Source organism: Hymenobacter rubripertinctus (genome assembly GCF_003583925.1).
GTDB lineage: Bacteria > Bacteroidota > Bacteroidia > Cytophagales > Hymenobacteraceae > Hymenobacter > Hymenobacter rubripertinctus.
Genome location: NZ_QYCN01000041.1, coordinates 1 through 16,814, shown reverse-complemented (window position 1 = coordinate 16,814; position 16,814 = coordinate 1). Strand labels below are relative to the sequence as shown.

The following is a 16,814-nucleotide window of genomic DNA, read 5'->3' as shown; positions in this document are numbered from 1 at the left end:
CCAGCACATGCGGCAGCTGCCTTGGCGGGTGTCAGCCCCACAAAGCTCCGATTCAATTCTGAACTTATACTGTAGTTGGCCAAGCCATGGAGGGCGGTGTAGGGGCGGGGCTTGCCCCCGCCCGCCGTTGCAACGGGCTTCGTGGGACCCCAGACAGCCGTTCAATGCGTCATCCTGACGGCGGGCGGGGACAAGCCCCGCCCCTACATCGTTTCTGCTCAGCTCAATTACCTCCTAAAACACTACTCGCAGGGTGTGCAATGCCTGGTCAGCGGCGTATCCGTACCGGACTTCAAACCCGTAGAAGGCCGCGATGCTCTGCACGATGGACAGGCCCAGGCCGGGCGAATCGGAGGCGGCATTCTGCTTGCGGAACCGCTCGAAGAACTGCGCCGGCTGCTGCCCGGCCGCCAGCGCCGCGCCGGTGTTGCTGACGACCAGCTCGGTGGCGCTCAGCCGCACCCGCAGCAGGCCGCCGGGCTGGTTGTGGCGGATGGCGTTGTGCAGCAGGTTGGTGAGCAGCGAATCGGCCAGGGCCGGGTGCAGCGGCAGCACCGGCTCGGCGCTGAGCTGCACGTCCAGCCGCAGCTGCTTCTGGTCCATAAAATCTTCCAGCTGCGCCAGCTTCTCGCGCAGCAGCCCGGCCAGCGGCACCGGCACGGCGGCGGCAAACTGCTGGTTCTCGATTTTGCTGAGCAGCGTGAGGCCCTGGTGCAGGCGGGCCAGGCGCTGCACTGCGGCGTACAGGTCGGCGATGAGCGGGCCGGCCGGTGCGGGCAGGTCGGGCAGTTGCAGTAGCTGTTCCAGCTTGGCCTGCATAATGGCCAGCGGCGTGCGGGTTTCGTGGGCCGCGTTTTCGGTGAACTCCTTGAGCATGGCGTAATCGGCCGCTACCCGCTCGCTCAGGTGCGTGAGCGTGTGGTTGAGCTGGGCAAACTCCTCGATGTGCGTGTCCGGCAACCGCAGCACCTGGTGCTGGCGCACATCGTAGCCCCGTAGCTGGTGCAGTGTGTGCTTGAACGGGGTCCAGAGGCGACGGGCCAGCCAGCGGTTGAGCAGCACCATGCTCAGCAGCAGCGTGCCGAGCACGCCCGCCAGCAGCAGCAGAATCAGGCGCTGCACGTGGCCGGTTTCCAGCAGGGCCTTACTCAGCGACACCCACTGCGGCCGGCCGTCCAGCTGCAGCCGGAACGTGAGCTGGCGGTAGGGTTCCAACTCGTTTTCCAGGGGCTCCAGTAGCTGCACGTCGCGCAGGCCCTCGGGCTGGGGAGTGGCGCTGAGCTGCATGCGGCCCTCGAAGGGGGTGCCGGGCAGCCGGCCGGTGCGCTGCACCTGCGCGCGCAGGTAGTCGCGCTGCTGAAACAGGCGCTCCTCCACTTCCCCCTGCAGCGCCCACAACACGCCAAAGTACAGCAGCCCGCTGCCCAGCGAGAACAGCAGCGCCGCCAGCAGCAGGTAATAGCGGTTGGTCGCGGCCAGCAGCTTCATTCGACGCTCAGCTTGTAGCCCACCCCGTACACGGACCGGATGTAGTCGCCGCACCCCTTGTCCTGCAGCTTACGGCGCAGGTTTTTAAGGTGGGTATAGAGAAAATCGAACGAGTCGGCTGCATCGGCTGCATCGCCCCACACGTGCTCGGCAATCGATTCTTTCGTCAGCACCCGGCCGGGGTGGGTGAGCAGGTAGAGCAGCAAATCGTACTCCTTGCGCGTGAGGGCCACCGGCTCGCCGTGCACCAGCACCTGCGCCTGGTCAGGAAACACGGTCAGCTCCTGAAACAGCAAATGGCGCTGCCCCTGAAACTGCCGCCGCCGGATAATCGCTTTCAGCCGGGCACTCAGCTCCGACAAATGAAACGGCTTGGCCAGGTAGTCATCGGCGCCCAGCTCCAGGCCCAGCACCCTGTCGTCGAGCGCGCCCCGGGCCGAGATGATGAGCACGCCAGCCGGCGAGCGGTCGGCTTTGAGCGTGCGCACCACGTCGAGCCCGTTGCCGTCGGGCAGCGTCAGGTCCAGCAATACGCAGTCGTACTGGTAGAGCTTGATTTTTTCGTGGGCCTGGGCATAGTTGGCCGCCGCTTCTACCACGTAGCCATCCTGGACCAGATATTCTACCAGCGAGGAGCGCAGGGTCGGCTCGTCTTCTACAATCAGCAGCTTCACAGAAACACAGCGTAAGGAACGGCCGAAAAGTAGCCGGCAATTCTGAAGTCTTTCTGATTACTGCCCTTCTCAACTCAATACTGGCCCACGCTCAGCATCACCAGCGTGCAGGCTTCTTCGGTTTGGATGCCGCGCTGCTGGGCCAGCTTCTCCAGTTCGGGGTTTTCGGTGCCCGGGTTGAAGATGATGCGCTTGGGATTCAGGTCGAGGATGTAGTCGTACCAGCCGGGCTGGTTCTGGGGCCCCACGTAGAGCGTCACCGTGTCCACGCCCTCGGCGGCGGGCCGGTCGTTGCGGATATCGAGGCCGGCCACCTGGCCCTTGCGGATGCCCACCGGCACCACTTCGTGGCCGTGCTGCTTAAGTTGGTGAATGGCCCGGTAGGCGTAGCGGGCGGGGTTGTCGGTGGCACCGAGGACGAGGGTCTTTTTCATGGGGAAATTGTGGAGGAGGGGAAATGGCGGGAGTTGGCCGGACGAATTAGCGGCCGGTGCTCGCAAACCAGCTGCCCTATACGCAGGACCGGCCGCAAAGTAGCGCGGCGCCGGAACGCTTCCCGCTTATTAGAGCGATTCCCAAGTTGGTGTACATATTTTAGTCTAATTTTTCCAGCATGGAAGCATACTCTCTTGACCTGCGCGAGCGGGTGATGGCGGCCTGCCAAGCCGGGGTCACCCAGACCGCGGGCTGTGCAGGCGTTGGACTGGCGGAGCTATTGAATAGACCAGAAAGTGCGCTTCCTCCCGCACGGCGGGGGTGGCCGAAGAATTGGGAAAGCCTGAAAGCAACCGGGCTAATGGTTCTTTCGCCGACCCACCACGGCCTTGTAAACTTCTACCCAGCCCACGCCCACCAGCGCAGCCAGCGCGCACCCACCCAATGCGGCCGCCGGTACCGGCACAAAGCCAAACAGCTGCCGCGTCGCCGGCACGAGCAAGGTAACCAGCAGCAACACCAGCGTGAGGCCCAGCATCAACCAGAGAATGCGGTTGGGCACCCGCAACGTACGGAACACGGACTGCGTGAACGAGCGGTTGACCAGCGTGAGCAGCACGTTGCTGAACACCAGCGTAGCGAAAGTGAGCGTGCGCACTACCTCGGGAGCCGCACCCTGCCGCATAAAGAAGTAGTACGCCCCCAGCACCGCCGCGGTAATGCCGAGGCCTTGCAACAGGCTGCGGCCCAGCTCGGCCCCGGCCAGGAAGGTGCTGGTGAGCGGGCGCGGGGGCTGGCGCATTTGCCCGGCCTCGGCGGGCTCGTTTTCGAAGGCGATGGAGCAAGTCGGCCCCATCACCAGCTCCAGAAAAATGATGTGGATGGGCGCAAACAGGTTAGCCAGCGGCCAGCCCGCCAGCAGCGGCACGGCCACAGTGAGCACAATCGGAATGTGAATGGAAACGACGTAAAACACCGCTTTCTTGAAGTTCTGGTAGATGCGCCGGCCGTGCGCAATGGCCGTTACCATGCCCGCCAAATCATCATCCACGAGTACCAGCGAGGCCGCCTGCCGGGCCACCTCGGTGCCGCGCCGGCCCATCGCCACCCCAATGTGGGCGGCCTTGAGAGCCGGACCGTCGTTCACCCCGTCGCCGGTCATGGCCACCACTTCGCCGGCCGCTTTCAGGGCTTCCACCACCCGCAGCTTGGCTTCCGGAAACATGCGGGCAAATACGGCCGTGCTTTCCGCCTGCTGCCGGAGCGCAGCAGCAGGCAGGGCCATCACCTGCTGGCCGGTGAGCAGCGTATCGGCCCCCGGCAGGCCCACCTGGCGGGCAATGGCCTGGGCTGTTTCGGGAAAGTCGCCGGTTATCATCTTCACCTGAATACCAGCGGCGAGAAAGTCCTGAATAACGGCCGCCGCGTTGGCTTTGGGCGGGTTTTCGAGGGCCACCAGTCCCAGAAATTCCCAGGCGAAATCATCCTGCTCAGCCGGAAAACCTGGGCCGGCGTGCTGGGCCCACGCCACGCCCAGCACCCGGTAGCCCTGCCCCGACAGCTCCCGCGTTACCCGCCGGATTTCCTCGGCCACGGCCGGCATCGGGTGGCACACGGCCAGAATATGCTCTACCGCCCCCTTGCCGGCCACGCACACCGCACCGTTCACTTGGCGCACATGCGTCATCATGGGCGGGGTGCCGGCCAGCGGGTACTCGTGCAGCATGGGCGCGGGCGCGGCGGCGGCAGCTGGGTCAGCAGTAGCAAAAGCCTCTACAATGGCCTTTTCCATGGCATCGAAGGGCTCGGTTTCGCTGGCCCACCGGGCGTAGGCCAACACCGGGGCCGCCGTGGGTCCAAGCGGGCCGGGCACCGGCACGAGGCTAGCGGTGGCCCCGTCGTAGAGTTGCCGCACGCGCATGCCCTCCTGGGTGAGGGTGCCGGTTTTGTCGGCGCAGATGACGGTGGCCGAGCCCAGGCTTTCCACCGTCTGGGGCTGCTTGGTGAGCACGCCCAGCCGGCTCAGGCGGGCCGCGCCCAGGGCCATAAAGCTGCTGAAGGCCACCGGAATTTCCTCGGGCAGAATGGACATGGCCAGCGTGAGGCCAAAGAGCAGGGCCGTTACCCAGTTGCCGGAGTGGACATAATTCACGCCCCATACCAGCGCAAACGCGCCCACTCCCACCCAGGCCATGCGCAGCACAAACCGGCTAACCTGGAGTTGCAGGGGAGTTTTTTCAGTGATGATGGCAGCCATGCTCTCGCCGATGCGGCCGAGCTTGGTGCCCGCGCCCACGGCCGTTACCGTCAGCCAGGCGCTGCCAGCGGCGGTGCTGGTGCCCGCAAACACCGGGTCGCCCACGGCCTTGGCCACCGGCACGGCCTCGCCGGTGAGGATAGCTTCATCTACCGAGAAGTCGTTGAGCTCCGTCACGGTGCCGTCGGCGGGCAGGCGGTTGCCCTCGGCTACCAGCACGGCGTCGCCCACCACCAGGTCCTCGACCGGCACCGGGGCCACCACGCCGTCGCGGCGCACCTGGGCGCGGGGCTGGGTTAGCTCGCGCAGGGCTCCCAACGCCCGGTCGCTGCGGATTTGCTGATAGACGGAGATGCCCGCCACCGCCAGCAACGCCACACCCAGGGTTATGGCCTCGGCCGCTTCGCCCAGCCCGATGTACACCGCGCAAGCCGCCAGCAGCAGCACAAACATGGGCTCCGTTATTACCTCGCGCAGGGTGGCCAGCAGGCCCGAGTGGGTGGCGGCAGTCAGCACGTTGCGGCCGTGCGCGGCGCGGGCCGCCACAACGGCGGCGGCGGTAAGTCCTGGTGCGGAGGAGTTGCTGGCGAGGGGCATCGGGCAGGGGGAGCGGCTAAGGCGTTTGCTGCTGGATGGCGCGGAGGAGACGGTCGGTGGCCTCGTCGCTGGAGGTGCCGTAGCCGTTTACCAGGGTGCCTTTGAGGTTGAAGCGGGCGGAGGAAATGGCGTAAAGCACGGCTTCATCGGCCGGGTCGCTGGGGCCTTCGAAACGGAAGTGCTGGTCCACCACAAACTCGCTGGGAGCCAGCCGAATGGCCGAGCGCTGGCCGGCCAGGTAGTCGCCGTGCAGGTTGAAGTCTTCGGTGTAACCCGCTTTTTTAAGCTGGGCCAGCGTTTGAGAAAGTGTGGGGAGCGTGTGCATGGTCATGGTAGCGGGAGTTATTCGAATTCGGGGTGCGCGGGCAGGTTTTCAGCCGCTGAAAACCTTAAGAACAAGCGCCGCTAGGTTTGCACGAACCACTCAACGGGGCGGCGCAGGCTCACCGGCACGGGGTAGTGCGTTACGTAGCCCAGCCGCAGCACGAACTGCACGGGCCCCGGCAGGCCCAGGCGGCGGGCGGCCCCCAGCGTACCGGGCGTTTCTTCCAGCAGCTGCGACATCGGATGCACGGCCACGTTCAGGTCGCGGGCGCGCAGCCAGCAGCGCTCCAGACACCGGCCCGCAGCCAGCAGGGCCGCCACCGACTCATCAGGACTGGTAATCACCAGCCAGCCCCCGTGGGTAGCCATTTGGTCGGCGGCCCGGTCCAGCCCGCGCTGCCGGAAATCGGGCTTCAGCACGCTGGCAGAGTCGTAGAAGTGGCGCACGGCCCAGCCAGCCACCCCGTTAATGCTCATGCCGGCGGCCGTCAGGCCGTCGCGGTACTGCTGCACGTCGGCGCGGCCCCAGCGCGTCCAGTGGGCCAGTTCCTGCTGAGCCGGGTCGTGGGCCGTCTGCTGCCGGTTGGCTGCCAGAGTCGTGGCGGTGAGGTAGCGGCCGTTGGCCGAATCAGGCGCAAAAAAGTGGCAATGCGTGCCGTCCGCATCGGTTAGCCGCTCGATGTCGGCGGGCTGGATGACCACGTTGGCGAAGCCCGTTCGTAGGGTGCGCCGCCCCAGCAGGGCCGTCAGGTCGGGATAGGCCGGGCCAGGTCCGCGCGTCAGCTCCACTTCCAGCACCTCGGCCGCTTGCCGACTGGTGGCCAGCAAGGTCCAGCGGCACTGGTAGGCGAAGTGCGCGGCGGCGTACTCCAGGTTTTGCGCGAAAGCGCCCAGCGAGAGCATCGTTTCGCGCTGGGTGGGGTCTACGACGGGCAGCCAGCCGCGCGGGTCGTTGCCGATAACCCAGTGGTAGGGTCCGAGCAGGCGCACGGTCCAGGGCTGGGTGTTGTGGCCGCTGGGAGCCAGCGCCGCCAGGTGCAATATCTGGCGGGCCTCAGCCGGCAGCTGGCCAGCGGGCAACGGCTGCCGCACCTGGTCGCCCCGGCGCCGGGCATCATGCAGCAGCGCCTGGTCCCAGGCGTAGTAGCCCACGGCGGCGGTACCCAGGGTGGCTGTGGCGGCCAGGGGCAGAAAATGACGACGTTTCATGAGGCAGCGGGCTAGGTGTTTAGCTATTAGCTTTCAGCTGATAGCTAATAGCACTTGTTCTAACGGACAGCTGGTTACGACCGAACTTATGCCTGTTTAGTTTTGAACAGGCACTTGATAAGTGACTGGATGGAGCAGGACCCCATCCGCCTCAGAAAGCCGGCAGCAAGCCAGTAAGGACGGTGTTAGCGTAGTCGGCGGCCGTGGCCAGGGCGGGCGTTTCGGGGGCGGGCTCCGGTACGGTGGTGGGCAGCACCAGCACGGGCACCGGGCAGTTTTCCAGCAGCTGGGCCGTAATGCTCCGGTGGAACAAGTCGCCCAAATAGCTGCGCTGACGGGCCAGCACCACCACCAAATCGGCCCGCGTATCGAGCATGGCGGCCAGTACCCCTTGCGCGGGGCTTTCGTGCTGATAGCCCCGCAGCTCCGGCGTGGGCAGCCCTTCCACCAGCCCACTGGCCTGCACCGCCCGCAACGCCAGGGCGCAGCCCTCATCATCCTCCCCGCCACTCGTAATGTGGGCCACGATGACTTCCACGCCGGGCAAAGCCAGTAGTGGCCGCAGGGCCTGGACCTCTGGGGCCAGCGCAAACGATTCGCGGTCGGCGGCAATGAGGATGCGGCGGGGCGGGTGCTGGGCTGGGGGCATGGTAGATACCACCAGCAGCGGGTAGCTGCCGGCCCGCAGAATTTCCACGCACGCAGTGAGCAGGGCGGCGGGGCGGTCGTCGTCATCGGCCTGGCTGAGCACGAACAGGGCCGGCCGGTAGCGGTGGGCCAAATCCTGGGCCACCTCGGGCAGCAGGTCGGTTACTACTTCTATTTTGGCGGTGGTTTGCAAGCCTTCGGCCTGCTGGTAGAGAATGGCCGCCGTGTCGGTCTGGCGCGTCAGCTCCTGCTGGTGGTAGCCCTCCTGAGCTTCCGAATAAGGGTCCGACAGCGAGGCGCGGTTGACGTGCAGCAGCACCAGACGGCCGGCCACGGCCTGCGCCAGTATGTCGGCGTACTGAATGGTGCGGCGGGCGGGCGGGTAGAAACTCGCGAAAACGATGAGAGAAAGAGCCATGTGGAAGCGGGTTTGGGTAAGTGGGTTTCGCTGGTTGGCGGCGCGACCTTAGGGCGGCTCCTGATGGACTGCCCGGCCGCCTATTCCAGTCCGTTCTCCTGGGCTGCCAGCAGTAGCACCGGCACCGTGGTATGCCGCAGCACTTCATCAATTACACTCCCACCGAACAGCTTAGTTACCCAGTCGTGGCCGGGGGCGTGGTCTAGACCAGCGTCTGCGGGCAGCCGGCAAAAAAGGCAGTGAGGATAACCAAACAGGGCTTCATCGCAAGTGAATAGACACCAGTGGGCTAGCCTTCGGCGGGCAGTACCAGCAGCGGAATGGGACTTTGCTCAATGAGCTGAGCCGTAACGCTGCGGTGAAACAGGCGGCCCAACAGACTGTGGCGGCGGGCCACTACCACCAATAGGTCGGCCCGCAGCCGGTCAGCTTCGGCCAGCACCCCACCGACTACCGTGGGGTCGGCCACCTCGGCGATATGGTCGGGGTTTAGCGCAGCCGTGAGGTGGTTGGTGGCCACGGTGCGCAGGACTGTTTCTGCTCCCAGGCGGGCGTGGTTGCTGTCGGCTACCCGCACAACGGCCAGCGTGCCACCCGTTATGTCCAGCAGTTGCCGAAGCACATCTTGGTAAGGATGCAGCACGAATGGCTCGCCGTCCACGGCCAGCAGCAGGCGGCGGGGCGGCAAGGCCTCGCAACCGGCGGCCGGCACCAGCAGCAGCGGGTAGGGCACGGTGCTGAGCAGCGTTTCGGCCGTGCTAGCCATAAGCTCCTTTGGTGCATCGGACCCGGCGGGCCGGCCCAGCACCAGCAGCAGGGGGCCGTGGCGGCGGATGGCGGCACGCACGGCTTCGGGCAACTCCCGCTCCGACACGTCCACTTGGGTAGGTACGGGCTGCTCAGCGGCCAACTGTTGCAGGGCCTGGTCGGTGGTCTGGTTGCTGACGGGCACGTAGGCAGCGTCGCTGACCGGGGCCAGCAGCGCATCGTAGCGGGCATGGAGCAGCACGAGTTCCGCCTTCAGGGGCACTGCCAGTCCGGCGGCGTAAGCCAGCGCGAGGTTGCTAACGGCATGAGAATCGGTCAGCACGACGAGGGGAGAAACCATAAATCGGGAGATAAAAGGGGAAGAAACGACGGTAAACGGCCGCCGAACCAGCGGGCGGCGCGGCGCGGACCAGCGCGTGGGCCCCGCTAAGCCATTGGGTTACTGCGGTGGGAGCACGGCTTCACGGCGGGCCGTCGGAACTGGGGTAGTAAGCGTATGGCCGCGGTACTCGTGCGACCCATGAATGGTCATGGCCGCGTCGGCGTCGCGCTCTATCTGCTGGCTGGACGGGTCCATGGGGAGGAATGGCCCTGTCCGGTCCCGGGGCCGGCCGTTGCGGGGAGTGTTGCTAGTGGAGTGCATGGACGAGGGGTTTGGGGTTTTGGGGGGGTGGTGGCGCGGGGGTGGCCGTTGCTGCCGGGGCCAGCACGCGCAGGTGGTTGTTCACGTCGCGGGCCCCGGCCCCGTAGGCGTCGAGGGCGGCCTGCTGGCGCTCGGGCCAGGTATCCACGGTGCCGGTGAGGGTGGCCCGGCTGTGGCGCACTTGCACTTCAATAGCCTGGTCGTGCAGGCTGGCCGACCAGAAATAGCGCTGCCGGATGCGGCCGGCCAGGGCGTGGTCGGGGTCGGGACCCACGGGACGGGGCTCCGCGGCTCCCGGCTGGCTGGCCGGAAACTCGTCAGCCTGGGTCCCGTCCAGCTGCTGCACCAGGTTGACCACCGCCAGCACGCCGCTGACCCCGGCGGCCACCTCGCCCGCCCGCTCGCGCTCCATCGAGTTGCCCACCTGCCCATGCACGGTAGCCTGGCCGTGGCGCACGGTCACGGTAAAAAAAAAGTGCCCCACGTAGGGGTCGCGGACCAGCGCGCCCAGGATGGTCTGGCGGATGTCGGCATCGGGCACCAGGCGCTTGATTCTTATTTTCAGCAGGTTATGCACATCGTATACGCCCACCACGTGGCGGACGGCGCGCTCGGCTTCCCCGTGGGCGCGGAGGTTGCTCACCGTGCCGGCCAGCGTTACGATGCCCTCGTGAACCTGCACCAGCATTTCGGAGCAGCGCACGCGCGGGTTGCGGTGCAGGGCCCCGTGCACGGCCGCGGCGATGGCCTCATCGGCGCGGGGCGCGAACTTGCCGCGCCGCAGCTCGCTGCTCAGTGCCCAGTAGGCCACAAACAAGTCGCGGGCATCCACGCGGGTGGCCCCCGTCTGGTAGGCTATAGCTATGATGTGGTCTTTTTCTGTGGCCGTACCCACCGTACCCGCCAGGTGCACCACGTGCTCATTGGTGCGTACTTCCACCAGGGCGCTGTTCACCCGAATATCCCAGTCGAGCAGCTCCTGGATTTGGGTGGTAATTTCCTCGTCGGAATTTACAATTGTGCCCTTTTGGATAGTCAGGTGCTCCGTTATGAAAGTGGTTACGCCCCGCACACCTTGCAGCACGCGCAGCACCAGCTGCTTCTCAGCCCACGACTGTACCATGCCCGAGAGCGTGACTACCCCATCGGCGGCGGTGGCCTGCACGTTGTAGTCGGCGGTGGCCGGGTCGTCGGCCAGGGCGGCGCATACATCGCGCTGCAAGTCCGCGTCGGATAGGTCAGGAACTTGTACGATTACCGCGTTGGTCACGTCGCGCACCCCGCGCACGGCCAGGGCAATTTCCTCGGCCCGCTGCCGGGCCAGCAGGTTGTCGGTGAAGCCAGCTAGCGTGACCAGACCCTCGTGCGTGGTCACGTCCAGCAGATGCTCGTTCATCCCTTTTTGGGTGGTGAAGAGCCGTTCGATGGCCGTGGTAATGTCAGCGTCAGCCATAATTTCGGCGGCGACGGGGGCAGGCAGTAGGTTAGGAATAGACATGAGCAGGCGGGCTTTTATGGCAATCAGAAAGTGGATTGCTATAAAGGTCCGCCTGGGCCGTCGCCCGTCCCATGACAAGAATTGCCGCATCCAATGACATCCGTCAAGGGCTGCATTACGGACGGCTACTCGCCCAGCTCCCGGCCCAGCAACCCCGCCCAGTCCAGCCAGCAGCTGGTCGTCGGCCCGCATGGCGCGGTAGTCTCCACCTGCCATCGAGGCCCCCTACTGCCGCGCGGCCCCGAACGCCCCACTGGCATTACTGCGCCAGGCCAAACAATCCGCGGCGGATGAACGCGTCACGGCCGTAGATGTCGGGCAGAAAGCGCAGGCGGCCGTTTTCGACGGTGCAGGTAGCGTAGCGAATGTAAAGCGCAATGGGCTGGCGCAGGCGCACATCGTGCGGGCGGGGCTGGCGGGCGCACTCCTCGTTGGAGGGCAGCTGCACGGCGCTACCCTCCCGGCGCAGCAGGTAAGTAGCCAGCTGCATCGGGTTTTCCAGCCGCACGCAGCCGTGGCTGAGGGCGCGGGCCGGACGGGCAAAATACTGGCGCAGGGGCGTGTCATGCACGTACACCGAATAGGGATTGGCAAAGCGGAATACGATGTTGCCCAGAGAATTATCGCAGCCCGCCGATTGCCGGATGGTATAGGCAAAGTTCTGGGCCGTAACTGTGGCCCAGGCCACGCTAGCCGGGTTCACCAGCTGCCCCCGGCCGTCGTAGAGAGCATAATTGTGGCGGGCGAGGTAGCCCACATCCTGCTTGATGCGAGGCAGCATTTCCTTCGTGGCAATGGAGCGGGGCACGTGCCAGTCGGGGGCCAGCGTGAAGTGCGTGAGGCGGCTGCTGAGCGTGGGCGTGCGGGTGCGCGGGGCACCCACTACCACCCGGTGGCGGCGCACGACCGAGTCCTGTTCCACCACCAGCAACTCGTAGGCCGGTACGTTTATCAGCACGTAGCTGGAATCAGCCAGCGGCTCCCAGCGCCAGCGCTCCAGGTTCACGGCCGCCTGCTCGTACTGCCGCCGCCGCCCCACCGAATCCGGCCCCACCCGGCCGGCCAGCCACTGTACCAGGGCCCGTTGCAGCTGCTGATATTCGCGGTTAGCCGGGGCATTGGCCAGCAGCGCCGCGGGCACCGCGTGGCGGGCCAGGGCCGCCCGCAGCCGGGCCGATGGCTGCCCAGCCGTACCCGCCGCTGTTTCCTTCGTCGTTGGGGTATACGGATGCAGCCGGCCGCGCCCCAAATCGCTGCCGAAGCGGAGCGCCGCCCGGCTCAGGGCCACATCCAGCCGGGCTTGCTGCCAGCCCCGTTGGAGGGGCGGAGCCGGCTGGCCCAGCGAATCGTGCAGCGCCTGGAGGACGGCCACGCCGTAGTCGGCCGGGCGCAGGCCATGTTCGGCGGCACGGGCCAGCAGTGTCAGCGTAGCCAGGGCATCAGCACTCACCTGCCCGACCGAGTCGGTCCAGGCCGGAGCGCACTCAGGGCCATAAAAAGTGCGCAGTTCCCCGTCGGTTGGTCCGCTTGGTGCCTGTTGGGTGTTATCGGTTCGGGTCGAATCCAGCAGCTGCCGGATAAGAGGATCTACTGGCATCGGTGGCGCTAAGTCAGTCACCACTGGCGGTTCGTACGGCGGCGCGGAACCGCACCGCGGCACTACCAGCAGCAGACTACCGGAATAGAGGAGAAGGCAAACGGCCGGGAGCTGGAACAATGGGCGGCTGAATAGCAAAGAGGGAGGACAAGCAGGCCCGCTTACGATGCCTGACCAGCCCGAAAGCGCAACGGGACAAAGGTTAGCCGCTCACCGTGCCCGCCCCATGATAAAAATCAAGCTCCGGAGATGATAAGCTCGGGCGGGAATTGATCAGGAGGTGGACCTACAGTGGCCTTACTGTCGTCCAGGTCCGCAGTAGAGGCCGTCGGCTCGGGCTATTCGCACAGGCTGGTCGCACGGCTGTGGTGATGTCCCCCTTGGTAAGAAAATCCGGTCGATTTTCTGAATCATGAATTCTGTTGTGGCTCGGACTTGACCTCACCGTTTATGCCAGTTGCCATTGGGCAAAGCGTTGGTCGAGCAACAGATGAAACTGCTGTTGCAACGCCGCTGGCAAAAAGCTCTGATCGATGAATTCGTGCCAGATTGGCTTCGCCTTTGCAAAGCGCGCAAACATACTCGTCACTACCTTCTCGTCAACCCCGCCCCGCCCGGCAGCTTGGCGAAAGTCGCTTTGGCGCAGGCGTCTCTTTCTGCCGTTGAGCGTCAGAGCCAGTTCCTCCGTATCGGCCGGGTTTATCAAGGCCGTAGCCACCAGATCATAGGCCGGCGCCAGTCCGTAACCCAGACCGGGCGTATGCAGCAGCGAGAAGTTCTTCAGGTGCATGTCGGCGTTGCCGGTCAGGAAGCTGAAGAGCACCACTTCATAGAAATTAACCACGTCCAAGCCCGGATTGGCCGAGTGCTGTAGCAGGGCTTTGGCGACCTGTTCATGCGAGCCATCGTACTTGTTTTCCGTCAGCCGCCCGGTGAGCTGACACATGTCTTCCATGGCCCGCTTGCGGCCTTTCACCCGGTCAACGCGGCGCGTGACGTAGGCCAGGGCCTCCCCTTCGAGTCGAAGCAGGCCGTGGGGAACAGTGGCCAGGCCGGCCAGTGCCGCTAGGTGCATGGTCAGGTCTTCCACCTCGGGCAGATGGGGGTAGCGGGCTGTCGGGGGTTTGAGAATGTACTCGCCCGCCAGCGCCCCCACGATGGTGAAGCGTCCGCCCGGCCGCTGCGCGTCGGCCGGGGCCACCGACAAGGAGAGCTTGGGCTGGACCCCGGTCACGGTGATGTGCTGGCGCACGACGGCCTCGGCCAACTCCAGCAGTTGGGCCTGGGAGTAGGGAAAGGCCGGCGGGCGGACCTTGCCGAACAGCTTGCGGCTACAGGCCGGATGGTAAGCGGGGACGCCCTCGTCCCCGGGTAGGGGCTGGTAGCAGAACAGGCAGCGGCTCATGCGTTGTCGTCGTTGGAGAGCATCGGATAGATGCTCACATGGCCGATGCAATCCTGGCAGCAGGCCAGCAGCAGGCCCATCCGGTCACGCGTATTGAGCTTCCAGTTGCGTTCGGCCACTTCCAGTAGCCAGCCCTCTGGAATGAGCCCATCAAAAAACGGAAATAGCACCCGTTCGATGTAGGGGGCCGCTCGCAACGGTAGCGTCAGGCTGACGGATTCTGCCTCGCCTTGCAGTAGATAGTCGGACAGATAGGCAAAGGTGTAGCCATGCTCATCCTGGGTGAGATGCCCGGCCAGTTGATGATGCACATATACTTCGGCGTTTCTCATGCGGTGTGGGTGAGCAGCACCCGGTCCAGCGGCGCCGGCGCCATTTCGTGGCCGAAGAGGCGCAGCACCTGGTTGACTTTGTCGAGTCGAAGCGTGGGTTTGCCCTGCTCTAGCTCGCGCACAAAACGCAGGCCAACGCCGGCTTTAGCGGCCAGCTCGGGTTGAGACAAGCGCAGCAGCTTGCGGCGCTGTTTGACAAACAAGGCGAGAGCAGATGGCATAGTGAATACCCGTTCGGGTAAGTTACCTAGAAAGCAAGAAAATAAGCACCCCTTCGGGTATAAAGATAGCGATAGGATAGCGAAGTGTACCTGAACGGGTATAGGTGGAATTTCGTGGATACCTACCCTGAGCGTATTGGCGGTCATAACAGCGGTTCCCGAGTCAGTGTACTCTTCCCGTACTCGCGTTCACCTCGCCCCCCCGGCCCCCTACGCCGCTTGATGCGCGGAATGAAATGGAGAGGGGGAGCCAGCCGACTAAATGTGTACACTGACTTGGAAACTGCTATAGCAGAGGTAGTGGCGTTGGATGGAACTGTAATGGAGGTAGCCGACCTCCCGATGGGAGTAGCTGCTACCAGAGCAACAAGAGAAGGCGAATGGATGCTCTCAAAGCTAATTGATGCTTGATTGGCTTCCCTACCATTTTGCTAAACAGCCTTTCTACCTTCGGACCATTTAAGCGCTATTTGTATGGGAGCTAAGCATGTTTGCTTCACTTGCTGTCAAGCTTTTAATGCTTTTTATGAAGTAATAGGCCCAACAAAGTGCCCGACCTGTGGAGGCACCATTGTAATAATGGCACATCGGTTCCGACCGCCTAAAAAGCGTGAAACAGCCAAATGGGAGGGGGCTAAATACTTAGCGAACCAGGGCTTTTATTACCAGCACATTTACGAGCATTCGTGGGGAGGTCAATACATGAAGTATCCCGCTACGATGCAAGAGGCAAAAGAATTCGCCAAGACCTGCCAGGCACAAGCTGCTAAGCTTGAAAGGGTTACAAACGCCCCGGTAGCAACGCTACATAAATAGGATCCTCTCATCAATGGACCAGCAAGACGACCTGTTATGGGCCAAGCAGCAATGGCAACAGGCCGGGACGGGACGGGACGGGACCATTGCCCTGCAAACTGCTTCCGAAGCAGATTTGGCTCGTTTTGCCGAGGCACATCAGGTCCGTCTGCCCGCCGATTTGGTCCGCTACTTTGCTCTCGTTAATGGAACTGGAGGAGAGTAAGACGAGCCCTTTTTTTGCTTTTACAATCTGGCGGAGGTACAGTCGGTGCCGGCGAAGTTTCACGACTACCACGGGGTCCCTAGGACGGGGTCCCCAGGTACAGCGAATTACTCCACACGTGGCCTGAGCACCAGCAGTTTTATGTGTTTGCCGATTACATAACTCACCTCTCTGCCTACGCCATCCGGTTGGACAACTTTGCTGCCTCGAATAATCCTGTATTCGTGCTCTGTGGGGGCAAGTATCAGCCGATAGCGAAAAGTTTTACAGAGTAGACTTGATTCGGAAAAGGTTGCTAAGTTAACTCGTGCGCGACAGTTGTAACTTTGGCGATGGATTATGTTGCCCTGCGCGAAAAACCCCGCCCGTTTCTGGCCCTGACCAGTTTGCAGGTGCCTGAATTTGATGACTTGCTCACCGACTTCGCTCCGGCCTGGGAACGCTACCATCGCTGGCACACGCTCGAAGGCAAGCGCCGCGCGTTTGTGGCGCATCGCGAGCGGCCCAATGCCGTGCTGGCAGGCAGCGAAGTCAAGTTGTTTTTTCTGTTGACCTACCTCAAAAACAACAGTTTACAACAGCACCAGGCCGCCAGCTTCGGCATCTCCCAGGCCCGCGTGAGTCAGTTGAGCACAGTGTTGCTCGCTGTGTTGAACCAGGTGCTGGCCCGCCGCGGGCTGCTGCCCGTGCGCGACGGAGGCGAGTTGGCCCAGCGTCTGGCCCCCCATCCAGAGCCGGTTTTCGCCTACGATGGGGTCGAGCGGGGCGTACCGCGTAACCAAGACGGCGAAGCCCAGGCGGAAGAATACAGCGGAAAAAAAAAGCCCACCGCCTAAAAAACATGACCTTGTGCGATGCGACGCAGTACGTGCACTACCTCTCGCCCACAGAAGGCGGGCGCTGCCACGACAAGCGCTTAGCGGACGAATATAGGCTCTGTTTGCCGCTGGGAAGCGTCTTGCGGCAGGACCTGGGCCTACTGGGCCACGCGCCGGCGGGGGTAGTGGTGGAGATGCCCCACAAAAAGCTCCCGAAACAGGAATTATCCTTTGCCCAGCAGCTCTACAACCAGTTGCTGAGCCCGTTGCGCGTGGTCATTGAGCATGCCCACAGTGGCATCAAGCGCCTGCGCATGGTGCAGGACACGCTACGCCTACGCGGCGAATGGCGGCGTGACACCGTCATGGCCGTGGCCTGCGGGCTCCACAACCTGCGCGTACGTAGCGCCTTGCGTGCTTACGCGCCCGATAAACTCCCCAACCAAGTCGAATAAAGTCTA

17 protein-coding genes are annotated in these 16,814 nt (G+C 64.1%); 3 read left to right on the top strand and 14 right to left on the bottom strand.

Annotation, left to right across the window (positions count from 1 at the left end):
- Positions 1-234 precede the first annotated feature (234 nt).
- From D0T11_RS18900 to D0T11_RS18840, 14 genes are all read right to left on the bottom strand, one after another.
- On the bottom strand, positions 235-1,488 hold the full coding sequence (locus D0T11_RS18900; RefSeq protein WP_119657372.1) for a sensor histidine kinase: 1,254 nt from the start codon (positions 1,486-1,488) through the stop codon (positions 235-237).
- On the bottom strand, positions 1,485-2,162 hold the full coding sequence (locus tag D0T11_RS18895; protein ID WP_119657371.1) for a response regulator transcription factor: 678 nt from the start codon (positions 2,160-2,162) through the stop codon (positions 1,485-1,487). Before D0T11_RS18895 ends, D0T11_RS18900 begins: the two co-directional genes overlap by 4 nt.
- A 74-nt stretch (positions 2,163-2,236) precedes the next feature.
- Entirely contained in the window at positions 2,237-2,596 is a 360-nt protein-coding gene (locus D0T11_RS18890) for a CoA-binding protein (RefSeq protein ID WP_119657370.1), read from the bottom strand.
- Positions 2,597-2,955: 359 nt separating this feature from the next.
- Positions 2,956-5,451, bottom strand: a complete 2,496-nt coding sequence (locus D0T11_RS18885) for a cation-translocating P-type ATPase (protein WP_119657369.1) — start codon at positions 5,449-5,451, stop codon at positions 2,956-2,958.
- A 16-nt stretch (positions 5,452-5,467) separates the two neighbouring features.
- Entirely contained in the window at positions 5,468-5,782 is a 315-nt protein-coding gene (locus D0T11_RS18880) for a phosphoribosylpyrophosphate synthetase (RefSeq protein WP_245991028.1), read from the bottom strand.
- Positions 5,783-5,856: 74 nt separating this feature from the next.
- Entirely contained in the window at positions 5,857-6,984 is a 1,128-nt protein-coding gene (locus D0T11_RS18875; RefSeq protein WP_119657368.1) for an Acg family FMN-binding oxidoreductase, read from the bottom strand.
- A gap of 151 nt (positions 6,985-7,135) precedes the next feature.
- Positions 7,136-8,050, bottom strand: a complete 915-nt coding sequence (locus D0T11_RS18870; protein WP_119657367.1) for a universal stress protein — start codon at positions 8,048-8,050, stop codon at positions 7,136-7,138.
- 289 nt (positions 8,051-8,339) lie between these two features.
- Positions 8,340-9,158, bottom strand: coding sequence for a universal stress protein (locus D0T11_RS18865; protein WP_119657366.1), 819 nt, complete (start codon positions 9,156-9,158; stop codon positions 8,340-8,342).
- 99 nt (positions 9,159-9,257) lie between these two features.
- Positions 9,258-9,395, bottom strand: a complete 138-nt coding sequence (locus D0T11_RS22680; protein WP_182888493.1) for a hypothetical protein — start codon at positions 9,393-9,395, stop codon at positions 9,258-9,260.
- Positions 9,396-9,447: 52 nt separating this feature from the next.
- Positions 9,448-10,959: a BON domain-containing protein gene (locus D0T11_RS18860; protein WP_182888492.1), complete on the bottom strand. Its 1,512-nt coding sequence runs from the start codon at positions 10,957-10,959 to the stop codon at positions 9,448-9,450.
- Between the two features lie 259 nt (positions 10,960-11,218).
- Positions 11,219-12,556 carry a L,D-transpeptidase family protein gene (locus D0T11_RS18855; protein WP_119657364.1) on the bottom strand — a complete coding sequence of 446 codons (1,338 nt, stop codon included), beginning with the start codon at positions 12,554-12,556 and terminating at the stop codon, positions 11,219-11,221.
- A 448-nt stretch (positions 12,557-13,004) separates the two neighbouring features.
- Entirely contained in the window at positions 13,005-13,961 is a 957-nt protein-coding gene (locus D0T11_RS18850) for a HipA domain-containing protein (RefSeq protein ID WP_119657363.1), read from the bottom strand.
- The gene (locus tag D0T11_RS18845) at positions 13,958-14,293 is read right to left on the bottom strand and encodes a HipA N-terminal domain-containing protein (RefSeq protein WP_119657362.1); all 336 of its coding nucleotides are present in this window, start codon (positions 14,291-14,293) and stop codon (positions 13,958-13,960) included. The genes D0T11_RS18850 and D0T11_RS18845 overlap by 4 nt, the downstream gene beginning before the upstream one ends.
- A complete protein-coding gene (locus D0T11_RS18840) occupies positions 14,290-14,514 on the bottom strand; it encodes a helix-turn-helix transcriptional regulator (protein ID WP_119657361.1) in 225 nt (74 codons plus the stop codon). Before D0T11_RS18840 ends, D0T11_RS18845 begins: the two co-directional genes overlap by 4 nt.
- Positions 14,515-15,343: 829 nt before the next feature.
- Between D0T11_RS18840 and D0T11_RS18835 the strand changes: the two genes are divergently transcribed.
- The 3 genes from D0T11_RS18835 to D0T11_RS18825 all read left to right on the top strand — a co-directional run bounded on the left by D0T11_RS18835 (position 15,344) and on the right by D0T11_RS18825 (position 16,808).
- Positions 15,344-15,535: an SMI1/KNR4 family protein gene (locus tag D0T11_RS18835; protein ID WP_119657360.1), complete on the top strand. Its 192-nt coding sequence runs from the start codon at positions 15,344-15,346 to the stop codon at positions 15,533-15,535.
- Positions 15,536-15,867: 332 nt separating this feature from the next.
- Positions 15,868-16,371: a helix-turn-helix domain-containing protein gene (locus tag D0T11_RS18830; protein WP_119657359.1), complete on the top strand. Its 504-nt coding sequence runs from the start codon at positions 15,868-15,870 to the stop codon at positions 16,369-16,371.
- A 5-nt stretch (positions 16,372-16,376) separates the two neighbouring features.
- Complete coding sequence (locus D0T11_RS18825; protein WP_119657358.1) at positions 16,377-16,808, top strand: transposase family protein; 432 nt, start codon at positions 16,377-16,379, stop codon at positions 16,806-16,808.
- The last annotated feature ends 6 nt before the right edge of the window (positions 16,809-16,814 follow it).